This is a genomic window from Pseudoalteromonas sp. MTN2-4 (assembly GCF_042848605.1).
Taxonomy (GTDB): domain Bacteria; phylum Pseudomonadota; class Gammaproteobacteria; order Enterobacterales; family Alteromonadaceae; genus Pseudoalteromonas.
Map to the genome: position 1 here is coordinate 152,950 of NZ_BTGK01000010.1, position 22,378 is coordinate 175,327.

The window sequence follows — 22,378 nt, forward strand, 5'->3', positions numbered from 1 at the left end:
TTCGTCGTAAAGGCTTAGTGAAATGGCATTAGAAGATATTCGTATTGTGTTAGTTAACACCTCTCATTCTGGCAATATTGGTTCAGTTGCACGTGCAATGAAAACCATGGGGTTATCAAAACTATATTTAGTTGACCCGGCATGTGAGGTGGATAGCCATGCCAGTGCCCTTGCAGCTGGCGCAACTGACGTACTAGGTAATAGCGTGACGGTGAGCAAGTTAGAAGAAGCCATTGCTGACTGTTCACTAACCATTGGTACAAGTGCCCGTTCACGTACCTTGTCTTGGCCGATGGTAGAGCCTAGAGAGTGTGCTCAAAAATTGGTTGATGGATCTGAAAGCGGTCCTGTAGCTTTAGTTTTCGGTCGTGAAAACAGTGGCTTGACTAATGAAGAGCTACAGCTTTGTAACTACCACGTATGTATTCCTGCAAATCCTGAATATAGTTCATTAAATCTTGCGATGGCTGTCCAAACCCTTACCTACGAAACGCGTATGGCGTTTTTAGATAAGCAAGACAAGCCAGTAGAAGAAGACGACACTGTTTTCCCAAGCTCTCAGCAAATGGAGCTTTTCTACGAGCACTTAGAAAGCACATTGAAAGAAACCGGTTTCATCATCAAGCAGCATCCAGGCATGGTAATGACCAAGCTAAAGCGTTTATTCAATCGCGCCCGCCCTGAAGATCAAGAACTGAATATTTTACGTGGTATTTTGACTTCAATTAACAAGTCTACAGGCAATAAATAACCCCTGATTATTTTTTGTTTAATACTTGACTAAGTTAGTCGGGTAATTACAATGAGCAGTACTTGAGTAAATTACTCAGGTATTGCACTTGTTACTTTAGTGGTAAGTGTAGTGAGTAATACTTGACTATCCTAGTCAGGTAATTAAAATTCACCACCTGATAAAACGCTGAGGGGGCAATAATGAAACTAACATCTAAAGGCAGATACGCAGTCACAGCGATGCTCGATGTTGCTTTGCACGCCGATGTTGGCCCAGTCCCTTTAGCTGATATTTCTGAAAGACAAGAAATATCATTATCTTACCTAGAACAATTATTTGCTCGTTTACGTAAACATGGCTTAGTGAGCTCTGTGCGTGGACCGGGCGGCGGCTATTTACTTGGCCGAGATTCGCAAACTATCTCTGTAGGTGATGTGATTAATGCAGTCGACGAGTCAGTTGATGCAACCCGTTGTCACGGTGAAGGCGGCGGTTGTCAGAACGGCATGCGTTGTTTAACTCACACACTATGGTCTGATCTAAGTGAGCGTATTGCTGAGTTTTTAAATAATATTTCCCTAGCTGAGTTAGTCGCCAAATCTGATGTGCAGTCAGTTGCTTCTCGTCAAGATAGCGCTGTTAAAACTGCCATAAAGCAACTAGATAACATTCAAGTGAGCTGTCAACTTTAAGTTGGCGTCAAGCGGAGAAACCAATGAAATTACCGATATACCTAGATTATGCAGCAACCACTCCGGTTGATCAGCGCGTTGCAGATGAAATGATGCAATGTCTGACTATGGATGGCAATTTTGGTAACCCAGCATCACGTTCACACCGTTTTGGTTGGCAGGCCGAAGAGCTAGTGGACCAAGCGCGTAACGATATCGCTGATTTAATTAATGCAGATCCGCGTGAAATTGTTTTCACTTCAGGCGCGACAGAATCAAATAACCTAGCAATCAAAGGCGCAGCTAACTTCAACAAGAAGAAAGGCAAGCACATCATCACGGTTAAAACTGAACACAAAGCCGTTTTAGATACATTCCGTGAGCTAGAGCGTCAAGGTTTTGAAGCAACTTACTTAGAAGTTGAAGAAAACGGTTTACTTGACCTTAAAAAGTTAGAAACAGCAATGCGTGATGACACAGTACTTGTGAGCGTGATGCACGTGAACAATGAGCTAGGTGTTATTCAAGATATTACGACCATCGGCGAGATGTGTCGTGAGCGCAAGATCATGTTCCACGTAGACGCAGCACAAAGTGCAGGTAAAGTAAAAATCGACTTACAAGAATTAAAAGTTGATTTCATGTCTTTCTCTGCGCACAAAATCTACGGTCCGAAAGGCATTGGTGCGCTTTATGTTCGTCGTAAGCCACGCGCTCGTCTAGAAGCACAAATGCACGGTGGTGGCCATGAACGTGGTATGCGCTCTGGTACGTTAGCGACTCACCAAATCGTTGGTATGGGTACAGCTTTTCGTGTTGCTAAGCAAGATTTCGAAAAAGACCATGCGCACATCAGCACGCTTCGCAAGCGTTTAATTGATGGCTTGATGAGCATGGATGAAGTGTATTTCAATGGTGCGATTGAGCAATCAGTACCAGGCATTTCAAATATCAGCTTCAACTTTGTTGAAGGTGAGTCATTACTAATGGCTGTAAAAGACATCGCGGTATCTTCTGGTTCTGCATGTACTTCAGCAAGTCTTGAGCCATCGTATGTATTACGTGCGCTAGGTCGTAATGACGAGCTAGCACATAGCTCAATTCGTTTCAGCATCGGTCGATTCACGACTGAAGAGGAGATTGATTACACGGTTGAGTTACTTAAAAACTCAATTGGCCGTCTTCGTGAAATGTCTCCTCTTTGGGAGATGCACCAAGAAGGTATTGATTTAGATAGCGTTGAGTGGACTCACCACTAATTTAACGTGTAGCAAGTTTACAGCGGGTAGCGAGGAAAGAATTATGGCGTACAGTGATAAAGTAATTGATCACGTAGAGAACCCAAGAAACGTAGGTGCTCTAGATAAAAACGATCCAAGCGTTGCAACTGGCATGGTGGGTGCACCTGCATGTGGTGACGTGATGAAGCTTCAGATCAAAGTGTCTGAAGAAGGCGTTATTGAAGATGCTAAGTTCAAAACTTATGGTTGTGGTAGTGCGATTGCATCATCTTCACTGGTTACAGAGTGGGTGAAAGGCAAAACACTAGACGAAGCTTCTGAAATTAAAAACACAGACATTTCTGCTGAGCTAGAATTACCACCGGTAAAAATTCACTGCTCAATTCTAGCTGAAGATGCGATTCAAGCTGCAATTGCAGATTACAAAAGCAAACAAGCTAAATAAGAGAGAGCGGCATGGCAGTAACATTAACTGACGCGGCAGCTAATCGCGTTCAGACATTCTTAGCTAATCGTGGCAAAGGCATCGGTCTTCGTTTAGGTATTAAAACGACTGGCTGTTCAGGCTTAGCTTACGTATTAGAATTCGTAGACGAGTTAGACGAAGGTGATGAAGTGTATGAGCATAATGGTGTTAAAGTCATCATTGATGCGAAAAGCATGGTTTACCTTGACGGTACAGAGCTTGATTACACGAAAGAAGGTCTAAACGAAGGGTTTAAATTTACTAACCCGAATCAAAAAGACGAATGTGGTTGCGGCGAAAGTTTTACAGTGTAACTGACCTTGCTGTTGTTAACAAAGCCCTGCCTTGGTAGGGCTTTGTTGTATAATATCATTTAGCATAATAATTTTAGCGCTTTTGAATGAGTTAACCTAATGCATTACTTTGAATTGTTTGATATTCCCGTTTCATATGATGTTGATCTAAATGCCATTAATACCCGCTATTTAGAATTACAACGCATTGTTCATCCAGACCGATATGCTGGAAAAAGTGAACGCGAAAAACTGCTGGCTGTACAAAAAGCAGCAGAGATCAACGATGCATTAGCGGTGTTAAAACACCCAGTGAAACGTGCTGAGTATATGTTGAGCGAAAAAGGCAAAGACATTCGCGCTGAGCAACAGACTTTACAAGATCCGATGTTTTTAATGCAGCAAATGGAACTGCGAGAAGCGCTAGAAGATCTTCCGCAGAGTAACGATCCTGAAGCGGCTATCGAAGATTTTGAACAAGAAATTAAGCTACTTGATAAACAATATTCAGCACAACTCGCATCACAATTAAGCAGTGATGACGATGCACTGTTAGACGCTGCTGCTGATAATATTCGAAAGCTAAAATTTGTATACAAATTGCGTGATGAATTAGCGCGCATAGAAGACAGTTTATTCGACTAAACCAAATTGGTTTAATATTCAAACTACTTGTCGTTGCTGGTAGGCGCAATCGAGTGAAATCCCATGAGCATAGATTGTCAATGCGATTTGGGGGGGGAACGGGTGCCGTCAACACCGCTGCAGCTTTAAGTAGGAAGAATATAGACACGAACCTAAAAACGTAGAGCATTATGGCACTATTGCAAATTGCTGAGCCGGGGCAGAGCGCGGCACCTCATGAACATAAGCTAGCTATTGGCATTGACCTTGGTACCACAAACTCTTTGGTTGCCACGGTACAAAGTGGTGAAGCCAAAACCCTAACAGATTTTGATGGCTCAGCGATGTTGCCATCTGTGGTTCGCTATGAAGCTGATAAGATCACGGTGGGTCAAGTTGCCGCTGCGGCATCAGCAGAAGACCCGACTAACACGTTAATTTCAGTAAAGCGCTTCTTAGGTAAGTCTCAAGCTGAGATTGAACAAAGTTATGGGCAACTGCCTTATGAGTTCGTTGAAAATAATGGCAGCTTAGCCATTAATACTGTAGTGGGTGCAATCAACCCAGTACAAGCATCTGCCGAAATTTTAAAGTCACTTAAAGAGCGTGCAACAGCAAGCTTTGCTGGTGAAGAGATTAAAGGGGCAGTGATCACAGTACCAGCATACTTTGATGATGCACAGCGTCAAAGCACCAAAGATGCTGCAGAACTTGCCGGTCTAAATGTTCTGCGTTTATTGAATGAGCCAACAGCTGCTGCCGTTGCTTATGGCCTAGATTCAGGTCAAGAAGGCGTGATCGCCGTTTACGATTTAGGTGGCGGTACATTTGATATCTCTATCTTACGTTTAAATCAAGGTGTATTCGAAGTATTAGCAACGGGCGGTGACTCAAGCCTTGGCGGTGACGATTTTGACTCTGCACTTGTCGCACATTTTAAAGAACAAACGCAAATTAATGACTTAAATAATTCAGAGCTGCGTTTATTCATCAATAAAGCTAAAGCCTGTAAAGAAGCGCTATCAAGCTACGAAACCGTTAATGTTGGTTTAGAGCTACGTGGTACAGCTCACACTGTGACAGTAACACGCACTCAGTTTGCCGAAATGGTGATGCCGTTAGTGAAAAAGACATTACGTGCTTGTCGCCGTGCGGTAAAAGATGCTGATGTATCGCATGAAGAAATCTTGCAAGTTGTTATGGTCGGTGGTTCAACCCGTATGCCAGTTATCCGCGAGCAAGTAGAAGTGTTCTTTGATAAAAAGCCTCTGACTTCTATCGACCCAGATCGCGTGGTCGCAATCGGTGCTGCGATCCAGGCAGATATTCTAGTCGGTAACAAGCCTGATTCAGATATGTTACTGCTTGATGTATTACCACTGTCTCTAGGGCTAGAAACCATGGGCGGACTGGTTGAGAAAATCATCCCGCGTAATACCACAATCCCAGTAGCACGTGCACAAGAGTTTACCACGTTCAAAGATGGTCAAACGGCCATGTCATTACATGTATTGCAAGGCGAACGTGAACTAGTAGATGATTGTCGTTCACTGGCTAAATTTAGCTTAAAAGGTATTCCTGCAATGGCGGCTGGTGCAGCACATATTCGCGTCACCTTTAAAGTGGATGCAGATGGCCTGTTAAGTGTTTCAGCGATGGAGAAATCAACGGGCGTGCAAGCAGAGATCCAAGTTAAGCCGTCATTTGGTTTGTCTGACGACCAAGTTGCACAAATGCTTAAAGATTCAATGAGCAATGCCAAAGAAGATATGCAAGCGCGTATGTTGAAAGAGCAACAAGTTGAAGCGCTTCGCGTATTAGAAGCATTAGAGGCTTCTCTATCAACAGACAGTCAATTATTAAATAATGACGAATTAGCTGCACTTCGTAATGAAATGCAAAAGCTGGCTGATTTACGTGAAACTGCGACATCACCAGATGAAATTAAAACAGCTATTGAAGCTGTAGATGCGGCAAGTAGTGAATTTGCTTCGCGCCGTATGGATATGTCAATTAAACAAGCCCTTACTGGGCAGTCTGTAGACGAGGTATAAGTAATGCCACAGATTATTTTCTTACCCCATGAAGAGCTTTGCCCTGAAGGCGCGGCAATTGAAGCAAAAACAGGTCAAACTGTACTGGATGTCGCTTTAAAAAATGGTATTTCAATTCCTCATGCCTGTGAGAAGTCATGCGCGTGTACAACCTGTCACGTGGTGATCCGTGAAGGTTTTGACTCGTTAGAAGAAAGTGACGAGTTAGAAGATGATATGCTAGATAAAGCATGGGGTTTAGAGCCAGAATCTCGTCTAGGTTGTCAGGCAATTATTAACGATGAAGATTTGGTTGTAGAAATTCCAAAATACAACCTGAACATTGTGAATGAAGACCACTAATCGATTTTGATTATGAAAAACCCGTAGTCTTTACTACGGGTTTTTTGTTTAAGGAGATAAAACATGTATTGGCATAAGGCGTTAAATAGCTCACTTATTAATGGCAAGTTGTATCAAGGTAGCGATACTTTCACCGTAAATAACCCAGCTAACGAGCAGTTAATTGAAACACTTTCATCGGTTGATATGGCAGGCTGTAAGCAGGCATTAGAAGCTGCCATTACATGTTTTGAAGCGCTAAAAACAACAACTGCTAAACAGCGTAGCGATGTGTTATTAAAATGGCATAGTTTGATCTTAGAGCATAAGCAGGCATTGGCTGAAATTGTCACCCTTGAACAAGGCAAGGTTTTAAAAGAATCTTTGGCAGAAGTTGATTACGCAGCGGGTTTTGTTAAATGGTTTGCTGATGAAGCACTACGAAGTTATGGCGAAGTTATTCCGGCTAATAGTCCAACTCAACAGCTGACTGTCATTAAGCAGGGGGTAGGCGTGGTATTTGGCATTACACCGTGGAATTTCCCTCTTGCCATGATCACCCGAAAAGTCGCGCCGGCTTATGCTGCGGGTTGCAGTTTTATCCTCAAGCCATCTGAATATACACCATTAAGTGCATTGGCGCTGTGCCAGCTTGGATTGCAAGCGGGTATGGAAGTGGGTGCTTTTCAAACCTTAGTCACAGAAGATGCTGCACAGGTTGGTGCGTTTTTCTGCGAACACAAGCAAGTTAGAAAAATTACGTTTACCGGTTCAACACGAGTCGGGCAAATTTTGTTATCACAAAGCGCCCAGTCTATTAAGCGAGCTTCTCTTGAGCTCGGTGGTAATGCCCCATTTATGGTATTTGAAAGTGCAGACATTAAAAAAGCAGTGCAAGGGTTGATAGTGGCGAAATTTAGAAATGCTGGTCAAACCTGCGTGGCAGCCAATCGAGTCTTAGTACAAAACACGTGTTTAGATGAGTTCTTAGCAGAATTAAAGTTGCAAACAGCTCGGTTAAAAGTGGCTGATGGCTTTACTGGAGATGCCGATTTAGGCCCATTGATTAACACCCAAGCGAAACTTAAAGCACAAAACCTAGTTGAAGACGCCACCTTGAAAGGTGCCAAGATTGCTTACCAAGGTGAAGAAAAAGCGGGGCAGTTTATGGCGCCTATTATTCTGACTGAGGTTAACCAAAGTATGGAGATAAGTCGAAGTGAAATATTCGCGCCTGTGGTCGCTATTCAAACTTTTGAAGATGAAGATCAGGCACTCACTATGGCTAATTCGGTTGATGAAGGCTTAGCTGCGTATTTTTACTCGCAAGACATGGCACAAGTTCAGCGTGTAGCGAGCGGTCTAGAGTATGGCATGGTGGGGATTAATGAAGCACTTATCTCAAACCCAGTCGCACCATTTGGTGGGATGAAAGCATCGGGTCTTGGTCGAGAAGGGGCTAAACAAGGTTTAGAGGAATATCAAGAAGTAAAATATCTCTGCCAAAGTTTTTAATTAAACACGCCCAAGTGAGAATGCATTGGTATTCCCACTTGTACCACTAATGTGTATACAATTTTTCGCTGATTATCTAACCTAAAGCTGGTACACTCTTGCGCCTGTTAATTTTTGGTCAACAATTTTAAATGGCAACAGAGCAAAATAATTTAACGCTTGTGGTGCTAGCCGGTGGGCTTGGTAGTCGATTTGGTGGTAACAAACAAATTACACCTCTGCCCAAACTTGAGCGCACCATCATGGAACTGAGCATTGAAGATGCATTCAATGCTGGTATTAAGCAAGTGGTGTTAATCATTAATAAATCCGTTCGTGCAGAATTAGAGCAAGTAATCCTACCGCGACTACCGAATGCGATGAAAGTTACTTTGGTTGAGCAAAGTACCGATATGTTGCCCACTGAGTTTAAGCATTTAGCAGAACATCGAACTAAGCCTTGGGGAACAGGGCATGCATTATTATGTGCAAAGCCCCATGTGAAAGGCCCCGCAGTGGTTATAACCGCTGATGATTATTATGGGCCGAATGCCTATAAACAAATGGTAGAACATTTTAACCAATTTCAAGATGCTAGCTGTATGGCTATGGTTGCCTTCCCGATTGAAAAAACGCTCTCAGAGCAAGGTGGAGTGAACCGCGGTATTTGTGAGGTTGAACAATGCTCACTTAAGCGTGTCACTGAGAGCTTAAATATTCATCAAACTGAGCATGGTCTGGTGGGGGAAATTGAAGGGAAACTTCATCAATTAGAGAGTCAGAGCTTAGCTTCAATGACTTTTTGGGGTGTTACACCCATCTTGATGGCTAAACTAGAAAATGGTTTTGAAAAATTTCTAGAAGATTATGACAGCGATGTCAAAAAAGAGTACTATTTACCTAATTGCATCCAAGCCTGTATAGAGAGCAAGCATGTTTCAGTACGCGTTTATTCTGCTATTGATTTTTGGTTTGGTGTCACATTTAAAGAAGAGTTAACAAGCGTAGCAGGAAAGATTTATGAACATCGTCAAGGATGAGCAAACTATCATGCCCATTACACCAGTATCTGAGGTGACTATGACTAACACTGCGATAGCTGAGCATTTGTCGCAAGAATTTGGTTTAGACCATGAAAATGCCACAATTAAACCAATAGGTAGTGGTCATATTAATACCACAATGTTGTTAAAAGATGCACAACAAGCTGTGGTTGTGCAAAAACTAAATACTGAAGTATTTCCTACCCCCGAACATTTGGTTGAAAATGCTCGAGCCATTGAACAGCATCTTACAGAAAAAGCTGATAAGAATGACTATGAATTAGAGATTATCAAGCATTTGCCGACCACTTCAGAAGAATACTTAGTGAAGGTCGATGGTGAAGTGTGGCGTGCTCTAGAGTTTATTGGTAAGAGTTACAGCGAAGATGTGGTGAGTTGTCCAGAGAAGGCACAAACTGCAGCTAATGCATTTGGCCAATTTGCTTTGGCATTGTCAGACTTTGATGCACAAGTACTACATCATGTTATTCCTGACTTTCATAACCTTGCTATGCGAATTGCTGCGTTTAACGATAAACTTGAGGCGGATAGTGAAAATAGAGCTGAAAAATGCCAAGAGGAAATTGCGTTTTGCCAAGCGCAATTTGGTCTTGCAGATGAGCTAGAATCTATCTACGGCAGCATTCCACTTAGACCGTGTCACAATGACACTAAAATCAATAACATGCTGTTCTGTAAAGAAACCGATGGTGCACGTTCAGTGATTGATCTTGATACATGTATGCCTGGTTATTGGTTGTTTGATTTTGGTGATATGGTGCGTACCTTCTGCTCACCTGAAGAAGAAGATTCAACAAACCTTGATAATGTGCGAGTACGAGAAGAGATTTTTGCCGCTTTAGTTAAAGGTTATGTTGCGCCATTAGAAAATGAGCTTACACCAGAAGAAAAGCAAAGCTTTTTATTGGGAGCAAAAGTAATGCCATTTATGATTGGTCTTCGTTTCTTAACCGATTACTTGGATGGCGATAATTACTTTGCGATTAAGCACAGTGAGCACAATCTGCATCGAGCGAGAAATCAGTTTAAGTTATATCAAGATGTGGTCGCAAAAGAAGCGTTACTTGAAAAGTTAATACACAGCTAAATTGATTCGTTAAGACTTATAAAAAGCGCCATAGGCGCTTTTTTTGTGCCAAAACAAAATAGGAACATATATTGGTCGCAACTGAATGACAGCGCTCTACTTATTGGTTAGGGTGAGAATGTTACAAAGAGGAAAAATAATAATGAAACAATTAAATAGACGTGACTTTCTCAAAGCCGCAGGTGTTGCAGCTGCGGCCAGTGTCGCTGCGGGGTGTGCGCAAACATCAAACTCAAACACAGCATTTGTACCGACTCAGAAAGGTAAATCTGTTATTGGTCTTATCGCACCAAAAATGGACGTGGTCAGAGTTGGGTTTATTGGTGTTGGTCAACGAGGTTATGGTCATGTTCGTCGCATGAGCCATATTGAAGGCGCCGAAATTGTCGCAATTTGCGATACTCACGATGAAGTTTTGGAACGTTCTGCCAATTATCTAGCCGAGCGAGGCTTAAAAAAGCCAGCACTGTACCGAGGTGCTGATTTAGCGTATCAAGATATGTTAGCCCGTGATGATATTGATATTGTGATCATCTCAACGCCTTGGAAGTGGCATGCGCCAATGGCCATTGATACTATGAACAGTGGTAAACATGCATTTGTAGAAGTGCCTTTGGCGCTGACTGTTGAAGAAATGTGGGACATTGTTGATACCGCAGAGCGCACTCAGAAAAACTGTATGATGATGGAAAACGTCAACTATGGTCGTGATGAGTTGATGGTACTAAACATGGTTCGTCAAGGGTTATTCGGTGAATTACTGCACGGTGAAGCTGCTTATATTCATGAACTACGTTGGCAAATGAAAGAAATCGAGCATAAAACGGGTTCTTGGCGAACAGGTTGGCATGCAAAGCGTGATGGTAACTTGTACCCAACACATGGCTTAGGCCCTGTTTCTCAATATATGAACATTAACCGTGGCGACCGCTTTGATTACTTAACCTCAATGAGCTCTCCAGCGTTGGGTAGAGCGGCTTATGCACAACGAGAATTCCCAGCGGATCATCAGCGTAATCAATTGAACTATATTGCCGGTGATATGAATACCACCATGATCAAAACGGTAAAAGGTCGTTCCATCATGGTACAACATGATACCACCACGCCAAGACCTTATTCTCGTCATAACCTGATCCAAGGTACTAATGGGGTATTTGCTGGCTTTCCAAATCGTATCGCACTCGAAAATGGTGGCAATTTAGGTAACTTCCATGAGTGGGAGCACGACATGACGCCTTGGTATGATAAATACGACCACCCGCTGTGGAAGAAAATGGGCGCAGAAGCAGAACGCAACGGCGGCCATGGTGGTATGGACTTCTTAATGTTCTGGCGCATGATTTATTGTTTACGCAACGGTGAAGCGCTAGATCAAGATGTTTATGACGGTGCAGCTTGGTCGGTGATCTCGCCTCTTTCAGCTCAGTCGGTGGCGAATCGCAGTGAATCTATTAGTATTCCTGACTTTACCCGAGGTGCATGGAAAAATGCCACGCCATTAGGTATTGTGGGTAGTTAATAACTTTAAGCGCGCGATGAGCGCGCTTTTTTGATTGTTGAGGTGAAAATATATGACAAGGTGCTTTGCGATTTTCATTGGTTTGCTTTTAGTTGGCTGTAAAAGCCCGTTTGAGCAAAATAATGTGCCCACTATAAAGCCTCAAGTTGAGCAATTTATATCAATCTATCAGGCCTGAGTCGATTTTGATGCATTTTTAGAGCTATATGCTGATTCTGCACAGTTAGAAGATTTAGTATATGGTCATCATGCTGTTGGAAAATCAGGTATTGCTGCTTTTTATAATTGGCACGGTGATAATTTTAAAGTAATAGATGATTTAAAGACCCTTAAAGTTGAACACTTGATTATTGATGAACAACAGCGGCAAGCCGTTATAACAGGGCACTTCAATGAATTTATTTACCATGAACAACAAATGGGACCTTGGCGGTTTGTTATGACGCTTCAATTTAATGAGAAAGGGCTAATTACGCACCAGCAAGACTGGATCAATTAAACGCCAAAAGCGGATTTTATGACGGGTAAAAACCTCAATAAAACTATTCCTTAAAAAATCTCAGAGGCTAAAATAGGTAAAACACTTCTATTATGGATTTCAAAATGCAGCTATCTGTAGAAATTAGCAAATATCCACTTCACTCAGACTATATCCCTTTTATCAAAGCCTTTATTGAGCGCTTAAATTCACATCCAGAGCTTAAAGTGTTAACCAATACAATGTCGACACAGGTGTTTGGTGAATATGACCTCGTTATGTCGGTACTTCAAGAAGAAATGAAACGCTCTTTTGCAGAGTTTGGGAAGATTGTCTTTGTATGTAAGTTCATTTCTGGAGATTTATCGCCGCAATGATTGAATTTTTAAGCGCCACATTTTCCGGTTTTACCGCTATGTCTGGCTGGGAGTACATCGCGGTCATACTTTCTCTGGCTTATGTCTTTTTAGCTGTGAAAGAAAATCAATGGTGTTGGCCTGCAGCTTTCCTTAGTACTTTTATTTATACCATTATGTATTGGAATGGTGCGTTGTTGATGGAATCCGCATTAAATGTGTATTACATGGTGATGGCGGTAGTGGGTTGGTATATGTGGCAACAAGGCGAGCAGCCTGATTCAGTAGCCCCAATTATTTCTTGGTCATTGTTAAGACATATTTACATCATCATTGTCACCGCTTTTACGGCAACAGGTGTCGGCTTTGTGATGGACAATTACACCCATGCTGATTTTGCGTATCTAGACAGTTTTACAACCTGTTTTGCTGTGATGACAACGTATTTAGTGGCTAAAAAGGTATTAGAGAACTGGCTTTATTGGATCATCATTAATGCCGCATCTATGTACCTGTTCTTTGTGAAAGGATATTACCCGACATTTGTACTTTTTGTGTTTTATACGGTTATAGCCTGTTGGGGCTACAAGCGTTGGTACGAAGAGCACGAGCAAAGAAATGGTTTACCACTTGCGAGCCTATAGCTTCAAAAGCTTGCCTGTTGAAGTAAGAGAATTCGTTGCCGAATCTTTAGCTTTCAGGCAAGTTAAAGCATGTTACCAAATCACCTCAGGGCTTAGTAATCATAATTATTTAATTGTTGTCGAACAGAATAAATATTTGCTAAAGCTTTATCGAAATGACATGCCTTCGCCAAGCCTTGCTTTTCAAGGCCTAATGGCAAAGTCAGCTACCAGTATTCAAGACGTTATTCGATGGGATGCAGCCCTTAAAGTCGCGTTATTTACTTATGTTGATGAAGCGGTTGAGGACATAGATAAAAAACGCTTATGTAATTTGGTGGAGACAATCTCTGCAGTACATCAACAACCATTGGTCAATTTGCCTGTCTCTTTAGATATAAAACACGCATTGTCAGATTTAAGCACCTCTTTCAAAAATTTTTTTAATTCAGAGTTAGAGTGCTGCTTGCGCTTACTTGATAGTTATCCAAAAGAGTTAGGGTGTTGTCATAACGACTTAGTTAGAGAAAATATAATAGCGACAAAAGCTGGAGTGGTGGTGATTGATTTCGAATATGCAGCTGTTGGCGATGTTTATTTCGACTTAGCCGGGCTTGTAACAAGTTTTAAGCTCACGAATGTCGAGATAGTATGGATGCTGAATATCTATTATGGCACTAAGGCTATTGCAGTACCCGATTATGCAATAGAGAAATTGATGGGTTATAGGATTGCTTATCTATTGTTATGTATCTCTTGGTATGATTTGCGAGGTGAAGTAGAAAAAGCCACTTCACACACATTACAATTAAAGCGTTTAAATACCACCTAAGCGTTTTGCAAGTTCTTTGTATTTTTCTACATCAATTTGATCAAATACAGGATCACCTTGTGCGTCTTCACCTTTTGCGATTAATAGGTTTTCACGAGCAAGTCTTTTCACTCTTTCCACTTTTACTTCTAAAAACTCAGCAACTTGCTGCGTGGTCATTTGGCTCATAATAGCTTCCTCTTGATGTGTTAAGCTTTTATTGTTGTTGTTACCGCATTACACGGCGCTTAATGTTAATAAAACGTAGTAACTTGCTGTCTATAATACTGGTAAATCAAAATCTAAGCATAGTCAAAAATACAAAAAATCGCTAAAAAGCATTAATATTTTTGTTTTTAGTTTGTTATTTAATCAGCTGAAAGTGAAATGCTAGTATTTGTAAAGGAATGACATTACTATATGCATCGTTCGTGTGCTCTCGTGGTGAAATGGATATCACGTAGCTCTCCGGAAGCTGAGTTGCAGGTTCGATCCCTGCCGAGAGCGCCATGAGCGTTTTTTAAAAGCGGTTTTTAACCGTAAATAACCACTGCACACTGTCAATGTTATCTTCTTTATTTATTGGTGCAGCAATATCCAAATGCAATACAATGCCAGCATTGGCTCGACTCGGTGCAAGTCTTAATCCCATGCCTATATTCTTTAGTAGTGAGTTATCGGCATTGACTTGGGCTTTGCCTGAGACTTTACCAGCATCGAAGAAAAGCGCTCCTCCAACTTTGAAAAGTTGCAGTAGGTCATATTCCCAGTAGTAACGTTTTTCTAAATTAACTAAAGCACTGCGACTACCTTGTTGATAATTTAACGGGTAACCTCTCAGTCCAGTCTCTCCACCCAAAACCAATTGTTTATCTGCCGTTAAGTTTTTTGCATACTTCAAAGATAAGTTTGCAAACAATGATTGCTGGATGCTGGTATTTAGATAATATTGAAAGTTGACGGCACTTATGAAGTTTCGGGCTTCGTTTTGGTCAGTATTCCATTCTCCTTGAATACTTGTATTGAATCGCCATAAACTGCGTTCGGTTGTGTAATGCGCTTTGCTTGCGGAAAATTGATAAATGACGTGACTGTCGTCATCTACCCAGTTATTCGATGAATAACCGAGTTTGGCTTTTACATTCCAGCCTAAATTTAAATCTTCTGTGCGGTAAATAGAATCAAAATTACGCACCTTAATATAATCGTCTTGAAGCCATTGCCCCTGAAAATATGGGTAGGTGAGTGCTCGGTTGTCTGCTACAGCAAGAAAAGAGTAAGGGGTGGCTTTAAAGTTGTGTTGTTCATTATGAAGACCCACAGTATATCTATGTGTCCACTGTTTGGGTGCCTGAACAGCGAAACCATAATACGCGTCGTTAATTTCAGTGTCATGTAAAAACTCAGAAACGACTTCGTTTCTAGAATAAATCGATTCTACCCGTTTGTTCGCAAAAGTATAAAACCCATAACTATGCGTCGACTTAATAGAATAAAATGGTAGGTAAGCACCCAAATAATGTCGCTCTCCATCTGAATTATCAGCATACTCTATGCGACCTCTGTAGCGACTCGAGAAGATAGCTGGGTCGTCATAAACAAATAAATAACCGTTACGATCTTTATCTTCAGTTGCGGTGAAAGATAATCTTTTGCCATATCCTAGTAAGTTTGTTTCTCGAAAGCCAAGACGTGAGGAGTTTTCCCCCCCACTGCGACTAAAGCTAATATCGGGCAGTAAAGTCCATAAGTCTCTTGTTACAACCGTAACATGTATTTCGTCTTCACATGTCTCTTCTGCATATATGCGGGCATCATAAAGATAATTTTGTTGGCGTAATAAACGCTCGGATTCTGCTAATTCTTTGATGTCATATTTTGAGCCTTGGTTAAATAATAAAGTACTTAGGATAACTTCAGGCTCTGTTGTGATATGCGCGTGGTTTGCAAAGCGGAATAAAAAGTTATTTTCTTCCGGTAAACTAGTGTCGAAAACGTTTAACTGTTTTAAGGTGATTTTTGTTATACGCTTGTTTTCACCTTCTTTTGGGAAAACTTGCTGAGTGTCGAGTTGACGCTTTAGGTTGATGTCTTCATTGCTTTCTTGGCGTTGATTGCGGCAGCTGTTTTCTTGAGAGTCGAATATACTTGGTTCTGCAAATGCAGCACCACTGATAAAAAATGTAGAGTATAAAAGCAATACGGGCTGACAATACTTTGTGACCATTACCTTCCTCCTGCTATTTATCCTCTTTTATATCATTATATTAAGCAGAAAAGTAAAGGTCTGTCTAATTATTCTGAGAGGGTAGAGAGCAAAAGTAGCTGCAGTTGTTCAAGTAAAAGTTCGGCTTCAACCCCTTCAGGGCTTACCCATAAACTCTCACTGTAGTGTTCAAAGTTAAGATTAAAATTTTGTCCATGCCAACAAAAGCGTATTTGATGGCGATCTGCGCCTTCTGAGGTTTCAAGAGTAGAAATAGCTTCATGGTTTAAGAATATTTGCCCCCAGAGGGCAAATTCATCGGCATCAGGGAAAAAATCAGGTGTGATCTGCAAAAAGTTAAAATCTGTGTTCAAGGTAATTTGCGTCATCATTAACTCGCGGCTAAATAATTTCGGATAAGTTGCATAAACGGTGCGCCATACTTGCTGAGTTTACTAAAACCAACGCCTGACACATTTAAGAATTCAGCATCATCAGTCGGCATTTTCTGCGCCATTTCTGCTAGTGTCTTATCGTTAAAGACCACATATGGAGGTACATCATCGGCATCGGCGAGTTCTTTACGTAAACTTCGTAGCTTAGCAAACAGCTTTTTGTCGTAATTAAATTGCGCCAATTTATCTTGATATATATGTTTAGCTTGTAAGCGCGGTTCGGCTAATTGCAAAACATATTCACCGCGTAATACTGCTCTTGCTGCTTCTGTCAGTTTTAGGCTTGCACCTTGTGTTATGTCTTGAGCAAGTAAGCCATGATGAACGAGTTGACGCAATATGCTTAGCCAATACTCGACGCTATGACTTTTGCCAATACCATAGGTACTTAATTCGTGGTGTCCGTTATCGCGAATTCGACTGGTGTTTGCCCCTCGCAATAAGTCGACGATATACCCTAAACCAAAGCGTTGTTGCGCGCGATACACACAAGATAGCGCTTGCTGTGCCACTAAAGTGCCATCAAAGCGTTTTGGCGGATTAAGACAAATATCGCAGTTGCCACAAGGCTCTCTCTGATATTCGCTAAAGTAATTAAGCAATATTTGTCGGCGGCAGGTTTGCGCCTCAGCAAAGTTTGCCATTGCCTGAAAGCGTTGTTCTTCTACTTTACGTCTAGCCTCGTCGGGAATATCTTCAAAAAAGCGTTTTACTCGCCCTATGTCAGCAGGATCAAAGTACATGATGGCTTCAGCGGCAAGTCCATCACGACCCGCACGGCCTGTCTCTTGATAATAGGCTTCGATACTTTTAGGTATATCGTAGTGAAGCACAAAGCGTACGTTTGATTTATTAATTCCCATACCAAATGCGACGGTTGCAACAACAATATTGATATCGTCTCTGGCAAAGGCTTTTTGTACAAATTGACGCTGATCATTACTCATTCCGGCATGATATGCGGCGACATTAAAGCCTGCCTCAGCAAGTTTTTCTGAAATATCGTCTACACGCTTACGACTAGTGCAATAAATAATGCCGCTTTGGCCTTTCTGATCGCGTAAATAGCGCATGAGCTGAGAAAGAGGTTTGAACTTTTCTTCAATGGTGTAGCGAATATTTGGTCTGTCAAAACTGCCTGTGTGAATATAAGGTACATTTAATTCAAGTTGGTGTGCAATATCATGGCGTGTCGCAATATCTGCCGTCGCTGTTAAGGCCATCATAGGGCAGTGAGGAAAGTGTTGTTTGAGTTCACTTAAGCGACGGTAATGCGGCCTGAAATCATGCCCCCAGTGAGATACACAGTGGGCTTCATCAATCGCGAAGAAGCGAATGTTTAAGTTTTTTAACCTTTGAATAAAATCAAACTGCAGTGCTTTCTCCGGTGCTACGTAGAGTAACTTTAACGCCCCTTCAGCTAATTGATTAAAAATCGCATTTTGCTGGGTAAAGTCTACGGTGTTATTGATGTATGCAGCACTAACGCCAATAGCTTGAAGCTGAGAGACTTGATCTTCCATTAACGAGATCAAAGGCGAAATGACTACCGTTGCGCCATCAAATAATAGCGCAGGGATCTGATAACATAATGATTTACCGCCACCGGTAGGCAGCAAGACGAGCGTATCTTGTCCATTTAATGCCGCATTAATTACAGCCTCTTGGCCAGCTCTAAATTCACTGTAGCCAAAAGTGTCTTCTAATGCTTGCTTAGCAAGGGTTGAATGTTCGCAGATAGGGTCTGATTTCATGGCGGGCATTTTAGTGGGTTTTGCATTACTTGTCTGTAAATTTATTTGCGCTGTTGTGTTTGATGGTTTACACGCAGCTATCATGTTATGTCTGTCAGTTCCTATTTTCTGTCTATTTGCAACCAGCTTAGCAAGGTATAATGGTTTTTTACTTTTTGAGTCGTGTTGATGCTAAATAATCAGACCCAACAGGGTTACCTTTATGCTGTCTTAGCATTTTTAATGTGGGGCATGGCGCCCATCTATTTTAAACAGATTGAATCTATAGCGGCACTAGAGATCTTGACTCATCGAGTGATTTGGTCGGTGCTGTTTTTAATTCTTATTGTCTTTGCTGCAAAGCAATGGCATCAGATCCAGCATGTTATTAAGAAACCTAAAGTATTGGGGATGCTCTGTATTAGCTCTACTTTACTCGGGTTCAATTGGGGGCTGTTTATTTGGGCCGTCAACAACGATCACATGCTTGATGCAAGTCTAGGCTATTATATAAACCCACTGTTAAATGTATTGCTTGGTGTCATCTTTCTCTCTGAGCGTTTGAGAAAATGGCAAATCATCGCCGTCGCGATTGCTTCACTTGGGGTGTTATTACAAGTAATTGCGTACGGTTCTTTTCCTGTTGTGGCATTTGCGTTGGCAAGCTCGTTTGCAATTTACGGGCTTTTGAGAAAGAAAATGCCGGTAGAATCACTACCTGGCTTGCTAATCGAGGCACTTATCTTAATGCCGTTTGCAATTATCTATTGGTACGTGACCCCTGCGACGGTGAGCTCAGATATGTTTAATAATGAAGTGCTCCTAAATATATTGTTAGTAAGTGCTGGTGTGGTGACAACCTTACCTCTGTTGTGTTTTATTGGCGCAGCGAAACGTCTTCCTTATTCCACACTTGGTCTATTTCAATATCTTGGTCCGAGTATTATGTTTACTTTGGCGGTGACCTTGTATGGTGAAGAGTTCTCAGTTGAACGAGCGGTGACATTTGCTTGTATTTGGGGGGCACTGGCTTTGTATAGTTGGGACAGCTTAAGGGCAAGCAAAAAGAAATAATAAGATGCGCTAAGTGGCTGCATTGTAATGCCAGCCACTTACTCTTAATTAACTAATGACTTTGTTACGTCCAGAATGCTTCGCTTCATAAAGCTTTATATCAGCTTCTTTTATCAGACTATCAACACTTTTACTCACGGCTCTACAAAGACCAATTGATACCGTAAAGTGAATATTGTGCTTGGTTAATCCGGCGCTATGGGTGTCAAGATAATCTCTAAACTTGTCTAGTAAAGACAAACTCTCTTCTTCTGTAGCATTAGCAAAATAAACAGCAAACTCCTCTCCTCCTAATCTCGCGGTAAGTTGACCTGGGAAGTGAGATTCAAAAGCTTGAGCTAGGGCTTTGAGCACATCATCTCCTGCATCATGACCATAGTTATCATTAATAGCTTTAAAGTGATCTACATCTATCATTGCCAGCCCAACTTCATTATTTAAGGCTGCTTTTTGTTTTAATGACTTATTAGTAAACTCAAAGAAGTAACGACGATTAGGTAAGCCTGTTAAATAATCAGAATTAGCTTGGCGTTTGATCGTGGCTATATATTCCAGCATATCGACGTTTTGGCTTAGCCTGCAATAAAACTCCTCTGCGTTAAATGGCTTGCGAAGGTAGTCATTTGCGCCTCTTTTAATAAATCGAGCCGAAAGATGTAATGCATTAGAGCTAGAAATACCGATAATGGCTTTTTCATCATTTGAATATTGTAGTCGTATTTCACTACACAGGTCTTCGCCGTTCATATTTGGCATTTCATTATCAGTGATGACAACAGAAATGTCTGGGTTTTGCTTTAATACTTCGAGGGCTTCAATACCGTCACATGCTTCCATGACCTTATACTTATGCCTTACTAATAGGGAGCTAATGTAATTTCTAGTCTGACGGGAATCATCCACAACTAACACTTTTACATATTCGTTTCGCGGTAAACGCATAAGCTGCTTTTTAAGGTATTGGTAAGCTTGTTTATTTTCTTTGGTGATGTAATCGATGATAGGGTACTTTTCGACAGTTTCACGAGTTTGATTATCAAGATTACCTGTCATGACTATCGTGGGGATATCAGAGTTTACGGTATAGTGAATTGCTTCACCGTTAGGTGCATCTGGCAAGATGAAATCAACAACTGCGCAAAAATAACTATTATTTTCGAGTAGTTCTTTTGTTTGTGCTAACGATTCAGCAATGTCAGCCTCATAGCCAGAAGAAACTGCTATGTGTTTTTGCACTCTAGCAATGGTAGGGGTGTCTTCGATAATTAGGATTCGACGTGTCACTCAGTACTCGCTCGGTAATTCACCTATAAATATACTATTAACCTTAACCTATCTATTAAGCAATTCAACTCAAAATTACTGATAGGTGATGTAATAAAGATTATTTAATAAATTAAGTAATAATTTATTACTCTTCTATAATTTACTGATGAAACATACTTTTATGACGTTTTTAATGCAGTTTATTTGCAATTATTTGACTCTAATGTGTTGTGTGTAATATTTCTGTCATTAACTGCTGAGAAACTAGCGTCGTTTTGAATCATCATGTGTTGCGATATTGAGGAAAATTACATGAAACTAGTTAAATCAACACTTCTACTTGCTGTACTAGGCGCGTTATCTGCTAATGCAAATGCAGGTGTTAAAGTATACGGCAAGGCAAATGTATCTGTTCAATCAAGCGATGAAGGTGCTGGAAGTGCAACAGAAATTAAAAGCAATGCTTCACGCTTTGGTTTTAAAGGCTCAGAAAAACTAGATGGTGGCCTAGAAGTAATTTATAAGCTTGAGTTCCAAGTTGATGTATCTGACGCTGATTCGAAAAGCGATAAAGACAATATTACAGCAAGAAGCCAGTACGTAGGCTTGAAAGGAAGTTTCGGTGAAGTAGTAATTGGTCGTAATGATACCGCCTTTAAACTTTCACAAGGTAAGGTAGACCAGTTTAATGATTTAGAAGCGGACGTGAAAAACCTTTTTAAAGGTGAGAATCGCCTTGGTAATTCGATTTCTTATAAGTCGGCAAGCTTTAATGGCTTTAAAGTATTAGCAACGTTCATTGCTGAAGACTCAACAGATGGTGAAAATGGCTACTCTGGTGCAATTACTTACGGTGATTCAAAGCTGAAAAAGTCTAAGTACTATGTTGCCGTTGCCGGTGACAGTGAAGTGAAAGGTTATGATGCATTTCGTATCACAGGTCAATTTAAAGCAACTGACGCACTTAAATTAGGTGCTATGTATCAGAAACAAGAAAAGGTAGAAGGTACAGGCACTGCTGAGGGCTTCCTATTAAATGCTGCATATGGCTTTGGTAAAAACACCTTTAAAGTGCAATATCAAACAATCGACTTTGATGCAGTAGATTCAAAAGATGTAGACGGCTTTAGTGTTGGTATTGATCACAAGCTGAATAAATCAACCAAACTATATGGCTTCTACTCAACAGTTGATGAAGACAAAGGTACAGAAGAAGATTACTTAGGTCTTGGTATTGAATATAAATTCTAATATTCATGCTTTAGATATTTTATGAAGCAGGCTCAGGGCCTGCTTTTTTTGTTTTTGGGGGGCTAAAATAGAAATTCCTGTATTAAATTTGAACAAAAAAGCGGTGCCTCTTGTGTTTTTGTTTTCTTTTTGAGCGTTTGAGCATGTTTCTTAAAATTAATTGAAAAAAGGGGTTGCGCACTTTTAATTTCTCCCTATAATGCGCACCCACTGACACGGAGCGAGACGCTGAAAAGCAAATCAAAACGATGTTGAGTCAAATAAAACTTAATTTTAAAAAAACTTTTTAAAATTAAGTGTTGACATAAAAAGTGAAGTCGTTATTATGGCGCTCCACTTCGCAGCAAGCCTGTGGTAACTCATCGAGTTATACTGTTCTTTAAAAATATGAAGCAATCATCTGTGTGGGCACTCGTACAGGTTGAGTTCTAACAGCTCTTGATTCAGGAGCAAAGAAATTAGAGTCTCAAATGTAACTGAGTGACTTCATAGTCAATTCGATTCGAAAGAATCAAAATCAGAATTCATTGAGCATGGTTTGAATTTTACTTCAAA

General features: G+C 41.0%; 23 protein-coding genes and 1 tRNA gene. 19 read left to right on the forward strand and 5 right to left on the reverse strand.

Annotated elements, in window-relative coordinates; all coding sequences use genetic code 11:
• The first annotated feature begins 22 nt into the window (after positions 1 to 22).
• The 16 genes from trmJ to ACGHEH_RS18975 all read left to right on the forward strand — a co-directional run bounded on the left by trmJ (position 23) and on the right by ACGHEH_RS18975 (position 13,859).
• Complete coding sequence (gene trmJ, locus ACGHEH_RS18900) at positions 23 to 751, forward strand: tRNA (cytosine(32)/uridine(32)-2'-O)-methyltransferase TrmJ (protein WP_390448526.1); 729 nt, start codon at positions 23 to 25, stop codon at positions 749 to 751.
• A gap of 182 nt (positions 752 to 933) precedes the next feature.
• A complete protein-coding gene (gene iscR / locus ACGHEH_RS18905) occupies positions 934 to 1,425 on the forward strand; it encodes a Fe-S cluster assembly transcriptional regulator IscR (protein WP_058031051.1) in 492 nt (163 codons plus the stop codon).
• A gap of 23 nt (positions 1,426 to 1,448) precedes the next feature.
• The gene (locus ACGHEH_RS18910; protein ID WP_390448529.1) at positions 1,449 to 2,663 is read left to right on the forward strand and encodes an IscS subfamily cysteine desulfurase; all 1,215 of its coding nucleotides are present in this window, start codon (positions 1,449 to 1,451) and stop codon (positions 2,661 to 2,663) included.
• A 43-nt stretch (positions 2,664 to 2,706) separates the two neighbouring features.
• Positions 2,707 to 3,090, forward strand: coding sequence for a Fe-S cluster assembly scaffold IscU (iscU, locus tag ACGHEH_RS18915; protein ID WP_058031049.1), 384 nt, complete (start codon positions 2,707 to 2,709; stop codon positions 3,088 to 3,090).
• 11 nt (positions 3,091 to 3,101) lie between these two features.
• On the forward strand, positions 3,102 to 3,425 hold the full coding sequence (iscA, locus tag ACGHEH_RS18920; RefSeq protein ID WP_058031048.1) for an iron-sulfur cluster assembly protein IscA: 324 nt from the start codon (positions 3,102 to 3,104) through the stop codon (positions 3,423 to 3,425).
• A 99-nt stretch (positions 3,426 to 3,524) separates the two neighbouring features.
• Complete coding sequence (gene hscB / locus ACGHEH_RS18925; RefSeq protein ID WP_390448533.1) at positions 3,525 to 4,049, forward strand: co-chaperone HscB; 525 nt, start codon at positions 3,525 to 3,527, stop codon at positions 4,047 to 4,049.
• A gap of 170 nt (positions 4,050 to 4,219) precedes the next feature.
• Positions 4,220 to 6,082, forward strand: a complete 1,863-nt coding sequence (gene hscA / locus ACGHEH_RS18930) for a Fe-S protein assembly chaperone HscA (RefSeq protein ID WP_390448535.1) — start codon at positions 4,220 to 4,222, stop codon at positions 6,080 to 6,082.
• A gap of 3 nt (positions 6,083 to 6,085) precedes the next feature.
• On the forward strand, positions 6,086 to 6,424 hold the full coding sequence (gene fdx, locus ACGHEH_RS18935; RefSeq protein ID WP_058031045.1) for an ISC system 2Fe-2S type ferredoxin: 339 nt from the start codon (positions 6,086 to 6,088) through the stop codon (positions 6,422 to 6,424).
• Between the two features lie 63 nt (positions 6,425 to 6,487).
• Positions 6,488 to 7,918, forward strand: coding sequence for an NAD-dependent succinate-semialdehyde dehydrogenase (locus ACGHEH_RS18940; RefSeq protein ID WP_390448538.1), 1,431 nt, complete (start codon positions 6,488 to 6,490; stop codon positions 7,916 to 7,918).
• A 131-nt stretch (positions 7,919 to 8,049) separates the two neighbouring features.
• Positions 8,050 to 8,937, forward strand: coding sequence for an NTP transferase domain-containing protein (locus ACGHEH_RS18945; protein WP_390448540.1), 888 nt, complete (start codon positions 8,050 to 8,052; stop codon positions 8,935 to 8,937).
• Positions 8,938 to 8,977: 40 nt separating this feature from the next.
• Positions 8,978 to 10,048 carry a phosphotransferase enzyme family protein gene (locus tag ACGHEH_RS18950; RefSeq protein WP_390448589.1) on the forward strand — a complete coding sequence of 357 codons (1,071 nt, stop codon included), beginning with the start codon at positions 8,978 to 8,980 and terminating at the stop codon, positions 10,046 to 10,048.
• 142 nt (positions 10,049 to 10,190) lie between these two features.
• The gene (locus ACGHEH_RS18955; RefSeq protein ID WP_390448543.1) at positions 10,191 to 11,570 is read left to right on the forward strand and encodes a Gfo/Idh/MocA family protein; all 1,380 of its coding nucleotides are present in this window, start codon (positions 10,191 to 10,193) and stop codon (positions 11,568 to 11,570) included.
• Positions 11,571 to 11,913: 343 nt separating this feature from the next.
• The gene (locus tag ACGHEH_RS18960) at positions 11,914 to 12,069 is read left to right on the forward strand and encodes a hypothetical protein (RefSeq protein ID WP_390448545.1); all 156 of its coding nucleotides are present in this window, start codon (positions 11,914 to 11,916) and stop codon (positions 12,067 to 12,069) included.
• A 104-nt stretch (positions 12,070 to 12,173) separates the two neighbouring features.
• Positions 12,174 to 12,425 carry a hypothetical protein gene (locus ACGHEH_RS18965; protein WP_390448548.1) on the forward strand — a complete coding sequence of 84 codons (252 nt, stop codon included), beginning with the start codon at positions 12,174 to 12,176 and terminating at the stop codon, positions 12,423 to 12,425.
• The gene (pnuC, locus tag ACGHEH_RS18970; RefSeq protein WP_390448592.1) at positions 12,425 to 13,048 is read left to right on the forward strand and encodes a nicotinamide riboside transporter PnuC; all 624 of its coding nucleotides are present in this window, start codon (positions 12,425 to 12,427) and stop codon (positions 13,046 to 13,048) included. The genes ACGHEH_RS18965 and pnuC overlap by 1 nt, the downstream gene beginning before the upstream one ends.
• Positions 13,023 to 13,859 (forward strand): phosphotransferase, encoded by an 837-nt coding sequence (locus tag ACGHEH_RS18975; protein WP_390448551.1) that lies wholly within the window; start codon positions 13,023 to 13,025, stop codon positions 13,857 to 13,859. Before pnuC ends, ACGHEH_RS18975 begins: the two co-directional genes overlap by 26 nt.
• Here ACGHEH_RS18975 and ACGHEH_RS18980 read toward each other — a convergent pair.
• Positions 13,845 to 14,027, reverse strand: a complete 183-nt coding sequence (locus ACGHEH_RS18980; RefSeq protein ID WP_390448554.1) for a helix-turn-helix domain-containing protein — start codon at positions 14,025 to 14,027, stop codon at positions 13,845 to 13,847. The genes ACGHEH_RS18975 and ACGHEH_RS18980 overlap by 15 nt on opposite strands.
• Before the next feature lie 246 nt (positions 14,028 to 14,273).
• Between ACGHEH_RS18980 and ACGHEH_RS18985 the strand changes: the two genes are divergently transcribed.
• Positions 14,274 to 14,348 (forward strand) — tRNA-Arg (locus ACGHEH_RS18985).
• A 10-nt stretch (positions 14,349 to 14,358) separates the two neighbouring features.
• Here the strand turns inward: ACGHEH_RS18985 and ACGHEH_RS18990 are convergent.
• From ACGHEH_RS18990 to recQ, 3 genes are all read right to left on the reverse strand, one after another.
• A complete protein-coding gene (locus ACGHEH_RS18990) occupies positions 14,359 to 16,065 on the reverse strand; it encodes a hypothetical protein (RefSeq protein ID WP_390448557.1) in 1,707 nt (568 codons plus the stop codon).
• Positions 16,066 to 16,133: 68 nt separating this feature from the next.
• Positions 16,134 to 16,436, reverse strand: coding sequence for a DUF3630 family protein (locus ACGHEH_RS18995; protein ID WP_390448560.1), 303 nt, complete (start codon positions 16,434 to 16,436; stop codon positions 16,134 to 16,136).
• Positions 16,436 to 18,253 carry a DNA helicase RecQ gene (recQ, locus tag ACGHEH_RS19000; protein ID WP_349285018.1) on the reverse strand — a complete coding sequence of 606 codons (1,818 nt, stop codon included), beginning with the start codon at positions 18,251 to 18,253 and terminating at the stop codon, positions 16,436 to 16,438. The genes ACGHEH_RS18995 and recQ overlap by 1 nt, the downstream gene beginning before the upstream one ends.
• Positions 18,254 to 18,418: 165 nt before the next feature.
• Here recQ and rarD point away from each other — a divergent pair, with 165 nt between their 5' ends.
• The gene (gene rarD / locus ACGHEH_RS19005) at positions 18,419 to 19,306 is read left to right on the forward strand and encodes an EamA family transporter RarD (protein WP_349285017.1); all 888 of its coding nucleotides are present in this window, start codon (positions 18,419 to 18,421) and stop codon (positions 19,304 to 19,306) included.
• Positions 19,307 to 19,354: 48 nt separating this feature from the next.
• Here rarD and ACGHEH_RS19010 read toward each other — a convergent pair whose 3' ends face one another.
• Entirely contained in the window at positions 19,355 to 20,590 is a 1,236-nt protein-coding gene (locus ACGHEH_RS19010) for a diguanylate cyclase (RefSeq protein ID WP_390448563.1), read from the reverse strand.
• A gap of 294 nt (positions 20,591 to 20,884) precedes the next feature.
• On the opposite strand from ACGHEH_RS19010, the gene ACGHEH_RS19015 reads away from it, so the two are divergent.
• Positions 20,885 to 21,823 carry a porin gene (locus tag ACGHEH_RS19015; protein ID WP_390448566.1) on the forward strand — a complete coding sequence of 313 codons (939 nt, stop codon included), beginning with the start codon at positions 20,885 to 20,887 and terminating at the stop codon, positions 21,821 to 21,823.
• The last annotated feature ends 555 nt before the right edge of the window (positions 21,824 to 22,378 follow it).